Origin of the sequence: Bradyrhizobium neotropicale (assembly GCF_001641695.1) — a bacterium.
In the GTDB taxonomy this organism is placed as follows: Bacteria; Pseudomonadota; Alphaproteobacteria; order Rhizobiales; family Xanthobacteraceae; genus Bradyrhizobium; species Bradyrhizobium neotropicale.
The window spans coordinates 16,379-33,330 of sequence record NZ_LSEF01000052.1; the positions used below are offsets into that span (position 1 = coordinate 16,379).

15 protein-coding genes are annotated in these 16,952 nt (G+C 64.5%); 13 read left to right on the forward strand and 2 right to left on the reverse strand.

Translation table 11 applies throughout. From position 1 onward, the window contains the following. Positions 1-4: 4 nt before the first annotated feature. Both mobA and fdhD read right to left on the reverse strand, forming a co-directional pair. Positions 5-646 carry a molybdenum cofactor guanylyltransferase MobA gene (mobA, locus tag AXW67_RS17210; protein WP_082907925.1) on the reverse strand — a complete coding sequence of 214 codons (642 nt, stop codon included), beginning with the start codon at positions 644-646 and terminating at the stop codon, positions 5-7. Next, positions 627-1,517, reverse strand: coding sequence for a formate dehydrogenase accessory sulfurtransferase FdhD (gene fdhD / locus AXW67_RS17215; protein WP_063678830.1), 891 nt, complete (start codon positions 1,515-1,517; stop codon positions 627-629). Before fdhD ends, mobA begins: the two co-directional genes overlap by 20 nt. 203 nt (positions 1,518-1,720) lie before the next feature. Between fdhD and mobB the strand changes: the two genes are divergently transcribed. From mobB to AXW67_RS17280, 13 genes are all read left to right on the forward strand, one after another. Continuing rightward, entirely contained in the window at positions 1,721-2,248 is a 528-nt protein-coding gene (gene mobB / locus AXW67_RS17220; RefSeq protein WP_063678831.1) for a molybdopterin-guanine dinucleotide biosynthesis protein B, read from the forward strand. Positions 2,249-2,257: 9 nt separating this feature from the next. Further along, positions 2,258-3,514: a molybdopterin molybdotransferase MoeA gene (locus AXW67_RS17225; RefSeq protein WP_063678832.1), complete on the forward strand. Its 1,257-nt coding sequence runs from the start codon at positions 2,258-2,260 to the stop codon at positions 3,512-3,514. A gap of 45 nt (positions 3,515-3,559) precedes the next feature. Continuing rightward, positions 3,560-3,823 carry a sulfurtransferase TusA family protein gene (locus AXW67_RS17230; protein ID WP_027552818.1) on the forward strand — a complete coding sequence of 88 codons (264 nt, stop codon included), beginning with the start codon at positions 3,560-3,562 and terminating at the stop codon, positions 3,821-3,823. Between the two features lie 318 nt (positions 3,824-4,141). Then, on the forward strand, positions 4,142-5,797 hold the full coding sequence (locus AXW67_RS17235) for an OFA family MFS transporter (RefSeq protein ID WP_027552819.1): 1,656 nt from the start codon (positions 4,142-4,144) through the stop codon (positions 5,795-5,797). An 87-nt stretch (positions 5,798-5,884) separates the two neighbouring features. After that, entirely contained in the window at positions 5,885-6,172 is a 288-nt protein-coding gene (locus AXW67_RS17240; protein WP_063678833.1) for a hypothetical protein, read from the forward strand. Positions 6,173-6,418: 246 nt separating this feature from the next. Beyond that, positions 6,419-8,125: an NADH-ubiquinone oxidoreductase-F iron-sulfur binding region domain-containing protein gene (locus AXW67_RS17245; RefSeq protein WP_063678834.1), complete on the forward strand. Its 1,707-nt coding sequence runs from the start codon at positions 6,419-6,421 to the stop codon at positions 8,123-8,125. Next, positions 8,122-10,890 (forward strand): formate dehydrogenase subunit alpha, encoded by a 2,769-nt coding sequence (gene fdhF, locus AXW67_RS17250; protein ID WP_027552822.1) that lies wholly within the window; start codon positions 8,122-8,124, stop codon positions 10,888-10,890. The genes AXW67_RS17245 and fdhF overlap by 4 nt, the downstream gene beginning before the upstream one ends. A gap of 300 nt (positions 10,891-11,190) precedes the next feature. Further along, positions 11,191-11,664, forward strand: coding sequence for a Cys-tRNA(Pro) deacylase (gene ybaK / locus AXW67_RS17255; protein ID WP_063678835.1), 474 nt, complete (start codon positions 11,191-11,193; stop codon positions 11,662-11,664). A 162-nt stretch (positions 11,665-11,826) separates the two neighbouring features. Further along, positions 11,827-12,714: an N-acyl homoserine lactonase family protein gene (locus AXW67_RS17260; protein ID WP_063678836.1), complete on the forward strand. Its 888-nt coding sequence runs from the start codon at positions 11,827-11,829 to the stop codon at positions 12,712-12,714. A gap of 109 nt (positions 12,715-12,823) precedes the next feature. Then, positions 12,824-13,771, forward strand: coding sequence for an ABC transporter ATP-binding protein (locus AXW67_RS17265; RefSeq protein ID WP_063678837.1), 948 nt, complete (start codon positions 12,824-12,826; stop codon positions 13,769-13,771). Then, entirely contained in the window at positions 13,768-14,469 is a 702-nt protein-coding gene (locus AXW67_RS17270) for an ABC transporter permease (protein WP_027552826.1), read from the forward strand. The genes AXW67_RS17265 and AXW67_RS17270 overlap by 4 nt, the downstream gene beginning before the upstream one ends. Before the next feature lie 13 nt (positions 14,470-14,482). Further along, positions 14,483-16,084 carry a Gldg family protein gene (locus AXW67_RS17275; protein WP_063678838.1) on the forward strand — a complete coding sequence of 534 codons (1,602 nt, stop codon included), beginning with the start codon at positions 14,483-14,485 and terminating at the stop codon, positions 16,082-16,084. Next, the coding region (locus AXW67_RS17280) for a DUF4340 domain-containing protein (protein WP_201723680.1) at positions 16,081-16,952 on the forward strand (872 nt) is incomplete at its 3' end. The genes AXW67_RS17275 and AXW67_RS17280, both read left to right, overlap by 4 nt.

Below are 16,952 nucleotides of genomic sequence, written 5' to 3' on the forward strand. Positions count from 1 at the left end.
CTGGCTAGGAGGTCGCGTCGAGCGCCGCCAGCCGCTCGGCCTCCGCAATGTCCTCGACCGTGTTGGCATTGAAGAACGGATCGAGCGGCTCGGTCGGCCACGTCACGGTTGCGAGCGGATAGCGCGCGGTCCAGCGGTCGATCTTGCGGAGGTCCTCGACGACGAGCGCATGACGCAGCTCGTCACGCAGGCGGACGCGCCACAATCCGATCACCGGATGCGACTGCTCGCCTGACGCGGCGACTGCAAGCTGCGCATTCGCCGCCGCGCGCGCGTGATGCAGGCGCGCGACGAGATCGCGCGGCAGGAACGGGCAGTCGCCGGCTGCGCTCAGCACCCATTCGATCTCCGGCCGGTTTGCTGTGGTCCAGTCGAGCGCGGCGAGGATGCCGGCGAGCGGCCCGGGAAAGTCGGGCACGTCATCCGCGACGACCTGCAAACCGAACGCGGCAAAGCGCGCCGGATCGCCATTGGCGTTGAGGACCAGCCCCACGCATTGCGGTGAAAGACGCGCGATCACGCGCTCCAGAATGGTGCGGCCACCGATCGTGCGCATCGGCTTGTCGCCGCCGCCCATGCGCCGTGCGAGGCCACCGGCGAGCAGCACGCCCTGTGTGGGCGGAATTTCAGTCGTCACCGCCTTCACCCTTGCGCTTGTGCTTGGCCGATTCCTCCTCGACGTAAGCGAGGTTCTGGTCGTAGACGATGCGCTCTTCGCCCGACAGTGCGATGAAGCGCTTGCCGCGCGTGCGGCCGACCAATGTCAGCCCGACTTGTCGCGCGAGGTCGACGCCCCAGGCAGTGAAGCCGGAGCGCGACACCAGGATCGGAATTCCCATGCGCACGGTCTTGATCACCATCTCGGAGGTGAGTCGTCCTGTGGTGTAGAGGATCTTGTCGGATGAATCGACGCCGTGGCGGTACATCCAGCCTGCGATCTTGTCGACGGCGTTGTGGCGGCCGACATCCTCGGTGTAGCAGAGCGGCGTGCCCTCCTTGCACAGCACGCAGCCGTGGATCGCGCCAGCCTCGAGATAGAGCGAGGGCATGGTGTTGATGGTTTGCGTCATCTGGTAGAGCCAGGAGGTGCGCAGCTCCGCCTTCGGCAATGCGACGCTCTCGACGGCTTCGAGCAGATCGCCGAAGGCAGTGCCCTGCGCGCAGCCCGATGTCTGCGTGCGCTTCTGCAGCTTGGCCTCGAAATTGGTGTGGTGCGAGGTGCGCACGACGACGACCTGGAGGTCGTCGTCGTATTCGACCTCAGTGACCACGTCATTATATTTCAGCATGTTCTGGTTGAGCAGATAACCCAGCGCCAGATATTCCGGATAGTCACCGATCGTCATCATCGTGACGATCTCCTGGGAATTCAGGTAGAGCGTCAGCGGCCGCTCCATCGGCACCTTGATCTCGACCCTGGCGCCGGTCTGGTCGGTCCCGGCCACGCTCTGGGTCAGGCGCGGATCGTCCGGGTTCGGAACGATCAGGGGGACGGGGGCTTTCTCGATCTTCATCATGGCCGCGAGGTTAGCATGACATTCGTCTCAAGCCGATATAAGCATGGCCGAGAGAGAGTAAAATGCCGCCTCGTCGTCATTGCGAGCGCAGCGAAGCAATCCAGGACTGCATCCGCGGAGACACTCTGGATTGCTTCGCTTCGCTCGCAATGACGGGGTAGCGGTTCCACCCGCGCGATGCGGCTGGCGGAGAACGAGTTGCCATGAAAGTCATCGGTCTTGCGGGATGGAGCGGCGCGGGCAAGACCACGCTCTTGACGCGGCTCATCCCGCATTTCAACGCGCAGGGATTGCGCGTCTCCGTGATCAAGCATGCGCATCACCAGTTCGACGTCGATGTGCCTGGCAAGGATTCCTGGCGGCATCGCGAGGCGGGCGCGGCCGAGGTGCTGGTCTCCTCCGCCAACCGCTGGGCGCTGATGCATGAGCTGCGCGGGGCCGAGGAGCCGCGGCTGCTGGAGCTGCTGGCAAAGCTGTCGGCGGTCGATCTCGTCGTAGTCGAGGGTTTCAAGCGCGAGCCGCATCGCAAGATCGAGGTGCATCGCGCCGCGAACGACAAGCCGCTGCTGTTCCCCGACGATCCCGGTATTGTCGGGATCGCGACCGACACCGCCATTGAAACGCGGCTGCCGACCGTCCATCTCGATGACATTCCGGCCGTGGCGGCGCTGCTGCTGCGTGCCGCGATGCCGGTCGAGGAGGCGGTCGCTAGAAGCGCTTCGCTGCGCTGACGAGGCACCATGGCGCAACTGTCCGACGATTGCTTTGCCTTCGGTGGACCGATGATGTCGGTCGACGAGGCCGTTGGCCTGATCACGACCCGCGTCAACGCGGTCGCCGATCTCGAGACGGTGACGCTGGTCGACGCGGACGGACGCGTGCTGGCGCGCGATATCCCGGCACCGCTGCCGCTGCCGCCTTTCACCAACTCCGCCGTCGACGGCTATGCCGTGCGCAATGCGGACCTGCCGCAAGGCGAAGCGCAGTCTTTCCCGCTCGATGGCCGCATCCAGGCCGGCGGCCTCGCGCAGGCGCCGATCAAGCCCGGCCATACCGCGCGCATTTTCACGGGCGCTCCGATGCCGCCCGGCGCCGAGACTGTTTTCATGCAGGAAGACGTGCGCATCGATGAATCGGGCAAGGTCATGCTGCCGCCGGGGCTGAAGGCGGGCGCCAATGTCCGGCCCGCGGGTGAGGACATTCCGCAAGGCCGCGTCGCGCTGCGCGCCGGCCAGCGCTTGCTGCCGCAGCATGTCGCGCTCGCCGCGGCGTTCGGCCTGACCAGGCTCGACGTCGTCAGGCGCATCCGCGTCGCGGTGTTCTCGACCGGTGACGAGCTGGCTTCGCCCGGCGAGCCGCGTGCGGCCTCGCAGCTCTTCGACTCCAACCGTTTCATGCTGATGGCGATGCTGCGCCGGCTCGGCTGCGAGGTCAGCGATCTCGGCATCCTGCGCGACGAGCGCACCTCGCTTGCGAGCGGCCTGAAGCAGGTTGCGGGCGCGCACGATCTGATCCTCACCACTGGCGGCGTCTCGACCGGCGAGGAGGACCACGTCAAGGCGGCGGTCGAGAGCGTCGGCTCGCTCGTGCTGTGGCGGATGGCGATCAAGCCGGGCCGGCCGGTGGCGATGGGCATCATCGGCGGCACGCCGCTGATCGGATTGCCCGGCAATCCCGTCGCAAGCTTCGTCACCTTCGTCCATGTGGTGCGCCCGACGGTGCTGGCGCTTGCGGGCAGCGCGCCTGAGCCGCTCACGCCGATCCCGGTGCGCGCGGCCTTCACCTACAGGAAGAAGGCCGGGCGGCGTGAATATGTTCGCGTCTCGCTGCGGCGCGCGGAAGGCGGCGGGCTGGAGGTGATCAAGTTTCCGCGCGAGGGCGCGGGGCTGTTGTCCTCACTGGTCGAGACCGACGGTCTGGTCGAACTCGGCGAGAGCATCACGCTTGTCGAGCCTGGGCACAGCGTTGGCTTCCTGTCTTATGCTGACCTGATCTGAAGGCCCCGCGTTGACGCCGTCGACCTGCCCCGCCATGTTGCGCCCATGACCAGGACCACGCTCGATCTCACCGGACTGAAATGCCCGCTGCCCGCCCTCAAAACGCGCAAGGCGCTGAAACCATTGCAGCCGGGCGATCAACTCGAAGTGCACTGCACTGACCCGTTGTCGGTGATTGACATTCCAAACCTGATCCGGGAGACCGGCGACAAGGTTGAGATCACCGAGCGCAACGACGCGCGCATCGTGTTCTTGATTGAGAAGGCAAATGCATCGATAGAAAACGTCAATGGTGCGCCGCGCTCTTGAGGACGTCACCTCGTTGATACCGACCATTTGTCTATCGACATCGATCGCCGCTTCTGTCCCAATTGACATTCTGCGTGGCGACGCGGAGGTTGAGTCATGCCTGCTCCACGCGGGGACAAGCTGGTCAACTTCAGGCCACGCCGCGGGGTGTCGGGCATAGATGCCCATCCAAGGGGTTAGACGTCTCGAATGCGCGTCGTGATCCTGGCGCGCGTCGAATCTTTGTGCGGCAGCAGGGACAGTTGCTCCGCAAGGGGCTGAGGACAGGGTCGTAGCAGCAGGTTTGCTCAGAAGGGCGTCCTGCAGGGGAGGACTTGTATGGCTACAGTTGAAAGCGCTGGAAGACTGTCGGGCGCTGGCGCGGGAATTCTCGATCGCGAGCACACCGTCGCAAAGGCCGGCTTCAATCGCTGGCTGGTGCCGCCGGCGGCACTCTGCATCCATCTCTGCATCGGCATGGCCTATGGCTTCTCGGTGTTCTGGCTGCCGCTGTCACGCGCCATCGGGATCACACAGACCAAGGCGTGCCCGGACATCTCGCTGTGGCAGGAGCTGTTCACCACGACGTGCGACTGGAAGGTCGCGAGCCTCGGGTGGATGTTCACTTTGTTCTTCGTGCTGCTCGGCGTCTCTGCCGCGATCTGGGGCGGTTGGCTCGAGCGCGTTGGTCCGCGCAAGGCGGGCGTCGTCGCCGCGCTCTGCTGGGGCGGCGGCCTCCTGATCGGCGCCTTCGGCGTCTACGTCCACCAGCTCTGGATCATGTGGCTGGGCTGCGGCGTGATCGGCGGCGTCGGGCTTGGCCTGGGCTACATCTCCCCGGTTTCGACTCTGATCAAATGGTTTCCGGATCGCCGCGGGATGGCGACCGGCATGGCGATCATGGGTTTCGGCGGCGGCGCCATGATCGGCGCGCCATTGGCCAATCTGTTGATCAACTACTTCAAGACGCCGACGTCCGTCGGCGTCTGGGAAACCTTTGTCGCCATGGGCGTGATCTATTTCGTGTTCATGATGATCGGCGCGTTTGCCTATCGCGTCACCCCGGCCGGCTGGCAGCCGGAAGGCTGGACGCCGCCGAGCGAAAAGAAGTCGATGATCACCGAGCATCACGTCCATCTGAACAACGCACACAAGACGCCGCAGTTCTGGCTCATCTGGTGGGTGCTCTGCTTGAACGTGTCGGCCGGGATCGGTGTGATCGGCATGGCCTCGCCCATGCTCCAGGAAATCTTTGCCGGCAAATTGATCGGTCATCCCGAACTGACTTTCGGCCAGCTCTCCGTTGACCAGAAGGCGGTCATTGCGGGTATCGCGGCCGGCTTTGCGGGCCTGCTCTCGCTGTTCAACATCGGCGGCCGGTTCTTCTGGGCGTCGATGTCCGACTATATGGGCCGCAAGAACACCTACTACACGTTCTTCCTCCTCGGCATCGTGCTCTACGCGCTGGCGCCGACCTTTGCGGCGATGGGCTCGAAGCTGCTCTTCGTGCTCGGCTTCGGCATCATCCTGTCGATGTATGGCGGCGGCTTCGCGACCGTGCCGGCCTATCTCGCCGACATGTTCGGCACCCAGTTCGTCGGTGCCATCCATGGCCGGCTGCTGACCGCGTGGTCGACCGCAGGCATCATCGGCCCCGTGGTGGTGAACTACATCCGCGAGTTCCAACTCGCGGCGGGCGTCCCACGCGATCAGCTCTACAACACGACGATGTACATCCTGTGCGCCATGCTGATCGCAGGCCTGATCTGCAACTACCTGATCAAGCCGGTCGATCCGAAATGGAACATGAGCAAGGAGGAGGTTGCCAAGCTCCAGGCCGCGAGCGCCAAGGGCGAGGCGACGATCCAGCACGGTTCCTTTGGCATCGGTACGGGAGGCCTTGACGTCAAGGCCGCGCTGTTCTGGGCCTTCGTCGGCGTTCCGCTGGCCTGGGGCGTCTACAAGACGCTCGAGAGCGCGGTGAAGATCTTCTGATCGCAAACCCACGCCGTCGCGGGAGGCTGAAATTCGGCTTCCCGCGGTGTTCACGAATGATCAAGAATGGGACCTAGGGGGATTCCTATGCTTCGCACCCGTATCTGCCTCGCCGCCGTGCTGCTGGCCGCGGGCCTTCACACCGCTTCCGCACAAACCGCGGCTACACCCGCAACGCCGGCACCGGCTGCGACGACGACCACTGCCAAGCCGCCGGGCAAGATCAAGCTCACCATGCAGAAGCTGAAGGACATGAAGGCGAAGTGGTCCGCCAACAAGCCCAGGCTGAAGGCGTGTCGCGCTGAGGTGAAGGCCAAGGGGCTGATCGGGGATGACCGCTGGTTCTATATCCAGGACTGCATGGAGAAGATCTGAAGAAAGGTTCCACGATCAACATCTCAAGGAGGCATGGCAGGCGCTCTGCCTGCCTCCTAAATCATTATAGAGACGTTCTAAATTTGCTTGCATCTGGTATGCCAGAGGCTAGAGTTTGTTGGAATGAGGCTTGATCCGCGGGAGGCCAGTCACGCTGTTCCCGGACGATCATCCTGGAAATGAAGGTGGTTCGCGGCGGCGATTCTGCCTGAAGTCATCGCGGTTTTGAGGAGAACGCGGCGTTCCATGAGCAGCCACGACGTTCATAAGGTTCTTGAATTCGAACACCCGGGCGAGGGGAGCCGGCGCGCCAAGGCCACGCCCAAGGGCCGGCAGGTCGATCCCACTGCCGCGCACGAGATCGAGCAATTGCTCGGCGACAGACCGCGGCGGCGCGACCTGCTGATCGAATATCTGCACCTGATCCAGGACAAATATCACCAGATCTCGGCCGCGCATCTCGCGGCGCTGGCCGACGAGATGAAGCTCGCTTTCGCCGAAGTGTTCGAGACCGCGACCTTCTACGCACATTTCGACGTGGTGAAGGAAGGCCAGCCGGACATCGCCCCGCTCACCATCCGCGTCTGCGATTCGCTCACCTGCGCCATGCTCGGCGGCGAGAAGCTCCTCGAGGAGCTTCAGCGCACCAGCGGCCCCGGCATCCGCGTGGTGCGCGCGCCCTGCGTCGGCCGCTGCGATACGGCGCCGGCCGCGGAAGTCGGCCACAATTTCGTCGATCACGCCACGGTCAGCGGCGTGCTGGCGGCCGCGAAGGCCGGCGATACCCACGCGCATCTGCCGAAATACATCGACTACGACGCTTATGTTGCCGGCGGCGGCTACAAGCTGCTCAACCGCGTGCGCTCGGGCGAACTGTCGACGGACGATCTTCTGAAGTCGCTCGACGATGCTTCGCTGCGCGGGCTCGGCGGCGCCGGCTTCCCGACGGGCCGCAAATGGCGGGCGGTGCTCGGGGAGCCCGGGCCGCGGCTGATGGCGATCAACGGCGACGAGGGCGAGCCCGGCACCTTCAAGGACCGCTATTATCTCGAGACCGATCCGCACCGCTTCATCGAGGGCATGCTGATCGGCGCGCATGTGGTGCAGGCCGCCGACGTCTACATCTATCTGCGCGACGAATATCCGGCCGCGCGTGAGATCCTGGAGCGCGAGATCGCAAAGCTCCCGGCGGGCGGTCCGACGCTGCACATGCGGCGCGGCGCCGGCGCCTATATATGCGGCGAGGAATCCTCGCTGCTCGAAAGCATCGAGGGCAAGCGCGGCCTGCCGCGGCACAAGCCGCCTTACCCCTTCCAGGTCGGTCTGTTCGGCCTGCCGACGCTCATCAACAATGTCGAGACGCTGTGGTGGGTGCGCGACATCGTCGAGAACGGCGCCGACTGGTGGAAGGGCCACGGCCGCCACGAGCGTCACGGCCTGCGCAGCTACTCGGTCTCCGGCCGCGTCAAGAACCCGGGCATGAAGCTCGCGCCCGCCGGCATCACGGTGCGCGAATTGATCGACGAATATTGCGGCGGCATGGCCGACGGCCACACCTTCTACGCTTACCTGCCGGGCGGCGCGTCAGGCGGCATCCTGCCGGCGTCGATGGACGACATCCCGCTCGATTTCGGCACGCTGGAGAAATACGGCTGCTTCATCGGCTCGGCCGCGATCGTGATCCTGTCGCAGAAGGACAGCGTGAGGACCGCGGCGCTGAACCTGATGAAGTTCTTCGAGGACGAGAGCTGCGGCCAGTGCACGCCGTGCCGCGTCGGAACCCAGAAAGCCGCGCTGCTGATGCAGAAGCCGATCTGGAACCGTGCGCTGCTGGAAGAATTGAGCCAGGCGATGCGCGATGCCTCGATCTGCGGGCTCGGACAGGCGGCATCGAATCCGCTGACATCCGTGATCAAATATTTCCCTGACGAGTTCAAGGAAGCGGCCGAATGACGAAGATTACGTTCGAGCTCGACGGCAAGCAGGTCGAAGCCAAGCCGGGCGAGACCATCTGGCAGGTTGCCAAGCGTCAGGGCCGCGACATCCCGCATCTCTGCTACTCGCCGGAACCGGACTACCGTCCCGACGGCAACTGCCGCGCCTGCATGGTCGAGATCGAGGGCGAGCGCGTGCTCGCCGCCTCCTGCAAGCGCACGCCGTCGGTCGGCATGAAGGTGAAGACCGAGAGCGCGCGCGCGGTCGCCGCGCAGAAGATGGTGATGGAGCTGCTCGTCGCCGATCAGCCGGCGCGCGAGACCTCGCACGATCCGGATTCGAAATTCTGGCACTGGGCCGAGACCACAGGCGTCACCGAGAGCCGCTTTCCCGCCGCCGAACGCTGGACGACCGACGCAAGCCATCCGGCGATGCGCGTCAATCTAGACGCCTGCATCCAGTGCGGCCTGTGCGTGCGCGCCTGCCGCGAGGTTCAGGTCAACGACGTCATCGGCATGGCTTATCGTAATGCCGGCGCTAAGATCGTGTTCGACTTCGACGATCCCATGGGCGAGTCGACTTGCGTTGCCTGCGGCGAGTGCGTGCAGGCCTGCCCGACCGGAGCCTTGATGCCGGCCGTGATGCTCGACGACAAGCAGACCCGCGTCACCTACGCCGACAAGAAGGTGGATTCGCTCTGCCCGTTCTGCGGCGTCGGCTGCCAGGTCACCTATCAGGTCAAGGACGAGAAGGTGATCTATGCGGAGGGCCGCGACGGTCCAGCCAACCGCAATCGTCTCTGCGTCAAGGGCCGCTTCGGTTTCGACTACATCCACCATCCGCACCGCCTGACCAAGCCGCTGGTGCGACTGCCCAATGCGAAGAAGGATTTCAACGACCAGGTCGATCCGGCCAATCCCTTTACCCATTTCCGCGAGGCCTCGTGGGAGGAAGCGCTCGACATCGCCGCCAAGGGCCTCGTCAAGATCCGTGACGAGAAGGGCGTGAAGGCGCTGGCCGGCTTCGGCTCGGCGAAGGGGTCGAACGAAGAGGCCTATCTGTTCCAGAAGCTGGTGCGCACCGGCTTCGGCTCCAACAATGTCGACCACTGCACTCGCCTGTGCCACGCCTCGTCGGTGGCGGCGCTGTTCGAAGGCCTGAGCTCGGGCGCGGTGTCGGCGCCGTTCTCTGCCGCGATGGACGCCGAAGTGATCTGGGTGATCGGCGCCAATCCGACCGTGAACCACCCGGTCGCCGCGACCTTCATCAAGAACGCGGTCAAGCAGAACGGCGCAAAACTCTTCGTCATGGACCCGCGCAGGCAGACGCTGTCGCGCCACGCGACCAAGCATCTGCAGTTCAAGCCGGGCTCCGACGTTGCGATGCTGAATGCGATGATCAACACGATCATCACCGAAGGCCTGACCGACGACCAGTATATCGCCGGTTACACCGAGGGCTTCGAGGATCTGAAGGAGAAGATCAAGGAGTTCACGCCGGAGAAGATGGCGCCGATCTGCGGCATCCCGGCGCAAACCCTGCGCGAGGTCGCCAGAACCTACGCGCGGGCAAAATCCTCGATCATCTTCTGGGGCATGGGCATCAGCCAGCACGTTCACGGCACCGACAATGCGCGCTGCCTGATCGCGCTCGCGTTGATCACCGGCCAGGTCGGCCGTCCCGGCACCGGCCTGCATCCGCTGCGCGGCCAGAACAACGTGCAGGGCGCCTCCGACGCCGGCCTGATCCCGATGTTCCTGCCCGACTACCAGCCGGTCGGCCGCGACGACATGCGCGGCAATTTCGAGAAGCTGTGGGGCCAGGAGCTCGATCCCGTCCGCGGCCTGACCGTGGTCGAGATCATGAACGCGATCCACGCCGGCGAGATCAAGGGCATGTATGTCGAGGGCGAGAACCCCGCGATGTCCGACCCCGATCTGCAGCATGCGCGCCAGGCGCTCGCCATGCTCGATCATCTCGTGGTGCAGGATCTCTTCGTCACCGAGACCGCGTTCCACGCCGACGTCATCCTGCCGGCCTCGGCGTTCGCGGAGAAGGACGGCTCCTTCACCAACACCGATCGCCGCGTGCAGCTCGCGCGCCAGGTGATCAAGCCGCCGGGCGATGCGCGGCAGGATCTCTGGATCATCCAGGAGATCGGCAAGCGCATGGGGCTGCCGTGGAATTATGCCGGCCCCGGCGAGGTCTACACCGAGATGGCGGAGCTGATGCCGTCACTCAAGAACATCAGCTGGGAGCGGCTGGTGCGCGAAGGTGCCGTCACCTATCCGGCCGACGATCCCAACAAGCCCGGCAACGAGATCATCTTCACCACGGGCTTCCCGACCGCGAGCGGCCGCGGCAAGATAGTGCCGGCCAAGGTCGTCCCGCCGGATGAGCTGCCCGACGACGAATATCCGATGGTGCTCTCCACCGGCCGCGTGCTCGAACACTGGCACACCGGCTCGATGACGCGGCGCGCGCAGGTGCTCGACCAGATCGAGCCCGAGGCGGTCGCGTTCATGTCGCCGAAGGACATGCGGAAGAAGAAGCTTTCGCCCGGCGATTTCATTCGCCTGGAGACCCGCCGCGGCGCGGTCGAGGTCAAGGTACGTTCCGACCGCGACGTACCGGAGAACATGGTGTTCATGCCGTTCTGCTACGCAGAAGCGGCGGCGAACCTCCTGACCAACCCGGCGCTCGATCCGTTCGGCAAAATCCCGGAGTTCAAGTTCTGCGCGGCCAGGGCCGAACGCGTCGAAATCCGCGACGCGGCGGAGTGAGGCTCGGCGCGCGTTAGGCTATTCCAATACTGCCCAAAATGCAGGTGTCGTCCCGGCGCAGGCCGGGACCCATACCGCGGAATCTATCGATCGCGGATGGTCGTAGTACCGGACACCGAGTCTTCGCCAAACTCCTCCCTGGGGTTGTGGGTCCCGGCCTGCGCCGGGACGACGACTGAATATTTGGCGCGTGCACATGTCATTGCGAGCGCAGCGAAGCAATCCAGAGGTGTCTCTGCGGAAAGATTCTGAATTGCTTCGTCGCTTCGCTCCTCGCTATGACGGTGCTAGACATCACGCATGTCCAAAGTCACCCCCGCAACTCGCGCGCTCGCAGCCGCCGGTGTCGTCTTCACCGTTCACGCCTATGATTACGATCCCGAGGCAGAGAGCATCGGGCTGCAGGCAGCCTCCGCGCTCGGCGAGGATCCGGCGCGCGTATTGAAGACGTTGATGGCGCTGGTCGATGACAAGCCGGTCTGCGTTGTCGTTCCGTCCGACCGTGAGGTGTCGATGAAGAAGCTCGCCGCTGCCATCGGCGGCAAGTCGGCGCAGATGATGAAGCCGCCCGAGGCCGAACGCGTCACCGGCTTCAAGGTCGGTGGCATCAGCCCGTTCGGGCAACGCCGTTCGGTGCGCACAGTAATCGAGCAGAGCGCGCTTACGCTTGACCATGTCTATGTCAATGGCGGGCAACGCGGCTTGCAGGCGCGGCTCAAACCGGCCGACGTGCGGGATGTCCTGAAGGCGGTCGTGGCCGACGTGGTCGCTTGAGCGCTCCAAGCGGGGCCAATTGCAGCGCACAAGACGAGCCGCGCTCCGTGCAGGCTGAATTTATTTGCCCGCTCGCGTGCATTGAGCTCTGCACAGCCGCATTAGACTATGGTAGGATGCCACACCGCTGAAAAAAAGTGCGTCGAAAACAGGGAGGACGACATGCGGGTGACTGCGTCGAAGGTCCTTGGCTCGCTGGCCGCAGGACTTTTTTTTATGTCGGCCGCGGTGGCTGCCGAACCGCCAAAGGAGATGAAGCTCTACGTCTTCTCTTCGGGGGCACTCAATCTCGACAAGTCGATCATTCAGAACGGCAGTAGCGGCAAGGTCCAGATTCCCGTCGGCTTCTTCCTGATCCGCCATCCCAAGGGCGACGTTCTGTTCGACTGCGGCAACAACGACCGCATCATCAAGGATCCCGACTATTGGGGGCCGTTCGTGAAGGCTCTTGATCCGGGCCGTTCGCCCGACATCGCCATCGACGCGCAGCTTTCCAAGATCAACGTGAAGCCGTCCGACATCAAATATGTCATCCTCGGCCATTTCCACGTCGATCACGCCGGCAACATCGGCAAGTTCCTGGATTCGACCTTCGTTTACCAGCGCGACGAGATGAGGAACGCGTTCTGGCCTGCGCCGGGCTACGCGACCTTCTTCATCTCCGACGATTTCGCCATGCTGCGCAACAGCGTCGGCGGGGGCATGCCTTCCAAGTACAAGACCATCGAGCTCGACGGCGATCTCGACCTGTTCGGTGACAACAGCGTCTTCATCCACCGGACCGTGTCGCACACGCCCGGAAGCCAGATCCTGGTGGTGCGTCTGCCGAAGACCGGCACGGTGGTGCTGACCAGCGACGCCGTCTATCTCCAGGAGAACCTCGACAAGAATATCCTGCCGAGCATCGGCAGCGTCTATGATCCCGTCGGCATGCTCGATGCCTACGCCTGGGTGAAGCGGGTTCGCGACACCGAGGGCGCCGACATCATCTATGCCCACGACCCCGACACGTTCAAGGCGCACAAGCACTCGCCCGAATTCTACGAGTGATTGGTCGCCGCCGCGGATCAATGTGCCGCATAGTCATCCCGGGCCTTCGCGCCCGGGATTTTGCGCGGTAGGCTTAGGCGGTGTCCGCAAGAGGGATGTCTAAATCTCCATGCTTCCGGCTGTCTCTCCGGTCGTTCTCGCCGAGCGCGTTACAAAGTGGTACGGACCGCGACGCGCCGTCACCGACGTGTCCTTTGCGATAGCGCCGGGCGAGATCGTCGGCCTGCTCGGGCCGAACGGGTCCGGCAAGAGCACGATCTTCCGCATGCTCACGGGCTATCTGGTGCCGACCTCGGGGCGCATCGAGGTCGCCGGCCACGACGTGGTCGAAGATTCCCTCGGCGTGCGTCGCGCCATCAGCTACGTGCCGGAAGACGCGCCGCTCTACGACCATATGCGGGTCGGCGAGTTCCTGCATTTCATGGCCGGGATCAAGGGATTGCACGGGCCAAAGGCGAGGGAAGCGATCGACGAGGCGGCTGAGCGGCTGGATCTTGCGCGCGTCATGGAACTTACGACGGGGAAATTGTCGCGCGGCTTCCGCCAACGTGTCTCGATCGCACAAGCGCTCCTTGGCGATCCAAAAGTCCTCGTGCTGGATGAGCCGACCAGCGGGCTTGATCCGCACCAGGTGATCGCCGTGCGCGACCTGATCGAATCGCTGGCCGGACGCCACACCGTGCTGCTTGCCTCGCACATCCTGCCCGAGATCGAGAAGATCGCCTCGCGCGTGATGATCTTGCTCGACGGCGTGCTCTTGACATCCGACGCGATGAAAGATGCCGCGCACGATCTGACGTTGCGTCTGTCGGCGGACGTCACAGAAGATGCCGTGCGCCGTGCGACGAAGGCAATCGCCGGCGTGCACGAGGTCGTTGCAGATCCGGACGGTGCGGGACGCTTCCTCCTCAGAGCGGAGCAGCGTCCGTCGCTCGCGGCCGATCTGGTCTCCGCATTGGTCGCAGCTCAGATCCCGGTGCGCGAGCTGACCGAGCTGCGGCCCGATCTCGAACGGGTGTTTCTCGATCTCACCCGGCGACCGGAGGCGGCGGCATGAGAAGCTTCGCGGTGTTGCTAGGGAAGGAAGCGACGGCGTTGTTCTCCTCGCCGATCGCCTACGTGCTCATGACAGTGTTCCTGCTGATTATGGGCTACAGCTTCACGCTCACCCTGTTCCTCAGCCACCAGCCCAGCATGGTGCACATTTTCTTCCAGATGTTCGTGCTGTTCATGCTGACCGTGCCGCTGATCACGATGCGACTGTTCGCGGAAGAGCGGAAGCTCAAGACGCTGGAGGTTCTCCTGACCGCCCCGCTCTCCGAGGTCGCAATCGTGCTGGCGAAGTTCTTGGCCGCGATGAGCCTGATCGTGGTCATGCTCGTGCTGTCGGGAGCCTATGCGGCCTCGCTCGCCTGGTTCGGCGACCCTGATTTCGGGCCGATCTACAGCGGCTATTTCGGCCTGCTGCTGTTCGGATCGGCGCTAGTCGGAACGGGACTGTTGGCCTCGGCGCTGACGGCCAACCAGGTGATCGCGGCGTTGATCTCGCTCAGCGTGTTCCTCCTGCTCTGGATCATCGACAATTTCGGCTGGCTGCTGCCGAGCCCGGCGGACACGCTGGTGGTGAACCTGTCGCTGTCCGTGCATTTTCGTCCCTTTGCCGTCGGCTCGATCTATCTGTCCGACGTGGGTTTCTTCCTCAGCGTCACCCTGCTGACGCTGCTGTTGACGGTCCGGGCGCTGGCGCGGCGGTGAGAGACGCAAGGCGATGAGTGGATATGCCAGATCGAATATCTCGCTCCTCGTCCTCGTGGCCGGTGCCGTCGTCTGCGGCGCGCTCGGCTTCGCAGGGCTCGGCGAGACCATATCGAACAGCCTTTTGTTTGCCGCCTGTGCGCTCGCCCTTGTCGCGCTGTTCATGCTGGCGATCCGCCTTCCTCTGCGTGGCGGCGGCTCACGCTGGTCGGCCTGGTTTGCGAACGCGTCGATCGTTGTTGCTGCGATCGCGGCTGTGGTCGGCGCCAACGTGGCGCTCTATCGCCACGACGTGCATTTCGACGTCAGCCGGGAAGGGCGCAACACGCCGCCGCAACAGCTCACCGACGTGATCGCACAATTGCGAACGCCGCTTGCGCTGACCTATTTCTACAACGCGAGCGATGCCAACGCGATCGCTGTCCGTGATCTCGTCCAGAGCGCCGCGCGCAACCATCCGCTGCTCGCCTTCCGCGCCATCGATCTCGACAAGGAGCCCGGGCTTGCCCGCGACCTCGGTGTGCGCGCCTACAATACGGCAGTGTTGCAGGCCGAAGACCGCAGGGTTCTGGTCGAAAACGTCATCGATCCCGCCCGCATCGGCTATGCGGCCTTGCGCGTGCTGCGTAAGCGCGTGGAGACGGTCTGCTTCGTCACCGGCCACGACGAGGCGTACCGGCCGCTGCCCTCGCACTTCCACTTCAGTCATGTCGAGACGTTGAAGGGCCACGAGACGCCCGGCGCCGGCGACGTGCTGGAGACGGCGCCCGAAGCGCTCGACCGGCTGCTGCTGGCCCTGAACCAGATCGGCTTCGAGATGCGCGAGCTCGTCACGGCGACGGCGACGAGCATCCCGTCCGACTGCTCGGTCGTCGCCGATATCGGCCCGCGCACGGCCTTTGCCGCTGAGGAAGCGACGCTGCTCGGCGACTATGTAAAAGGCGGCGGCAGGCTTCTGCTGCTGATCGATCCGCTATCGCAGATCGAGGGCGATTTCGAGCGATTGCTGCTCAAGCCCGTGGGATTGTCGAGCGAGGCCTTGATCGTCATCGATCCCCTTAATCATTTCCGCACCGATGCAGACAAGGTCGCCGTGCCCTATTATCCGCCGCATCCAATCACGAGGCGTCTGGCCCTGACCGTGTTTCCGCAGGCGCGGCCGATCGCGGTGGCGCAGCCGCCGTCCGGGGTTAGCTTGATCGTGCTGGCCGCGAGCAGCCAGGATAGTTATCTGCGCTCGCCCAAGTCTGCTCCAGCCGCGACGGATGGAGACGCGGCGAACACGCGGCGGAGCGCACAGCCGCTTGCGGTCGCGCTCGAAGGCAACTGGCCGGGCGCGGCGCCGGGCAAACGCTTCCGCCTCGTCGTGGCCGGCACCAGCAAGGTCGCGAGCAACGAATATTTCCCCTACGTCTCCAATGGCGAGCTGTCGCTTGCCATGCTGCGCTGGCTTGCCGAGGATGACGCCACCCCAGGCGTGGCGCCGCAGACCTTCAAGCTGCCGGAGATTGTGTTGACCAGCAGTCAGATGCGCGACACCTTCATTGTGCTGGAGGTGCTGTTGCCACTGAGTACGGCTCTGTTCGGTGTTGCGATGTGGTGGAGGCGACGGTGACGGACGGGGCGGCCGCGCGCGGGATGGCCCGATGGCTGACGCCGCTGCTCGCTGTGTGCCTGGTGGCGCTGCTGGGCGTCCTGATCGCCAGCGGGCGATGGCCGGAGCTGCGCAGCAAGGTCGCGTTCGCGCCGAAGGGGCTCGTGACCATCGCGCCTGCTGACGCGCGCCGGGTGGAGATTCGTTCGGACAGCGGCAGCGTCGTCCTGCTTCGCAAGGCCGGCGATTGGACGATCGAGGGGCTGGATGGCGCCGTGCCGGCCGAGCTCAAATCGCATCTCGAAACGGCGCTGCGGCTCGTCGCCGTCAGCGAGCCCTCACGCGAAATTCCCGCAAGCGAGCTCACCGCGGCGAGCTTCGCCGACTTTGGTCTCGATCCACCCGCAACCGTTGCCGTGATCGAGGCCGCCGATGGTTCGGCGACTTCCGTGAATGTGGGTGCGCCCAATCCGGCGAGTACATCGCATTACGTCCGGATCGCCGGGCGTCCCGCGGTGTACGTGATGCCGCGTCATGTCGGCGAGGAGTGGCGGGTCACGCTCGACATGGCGCGACGTCTGCGCGGCCCAACCGGGCCGGACGCGTCAAGCCGTGGCAAGAGCCTGTTGCTGCCGGTATCCATGGCGCAGGTTTGGGCGCTCGAGATCCTCTTTGCCGGTAAGCTCACCCGCTTCGAGCGCGACGCTGACGGCAACTGGTTTCGTCATCTCGGTCAGCACAACCACGCCGCTGGCAATGTCGTGCATGTCGCCGATCCCGAGCAGGCGCGCGTCATTGATGCGGCGCTGCGCGCGTTCGACGCTAGTGCGATCGAGACCCGCGTCGGACCGGCCGATCCGTCGCAACTCGTCCGCTATGGCCTCAACCT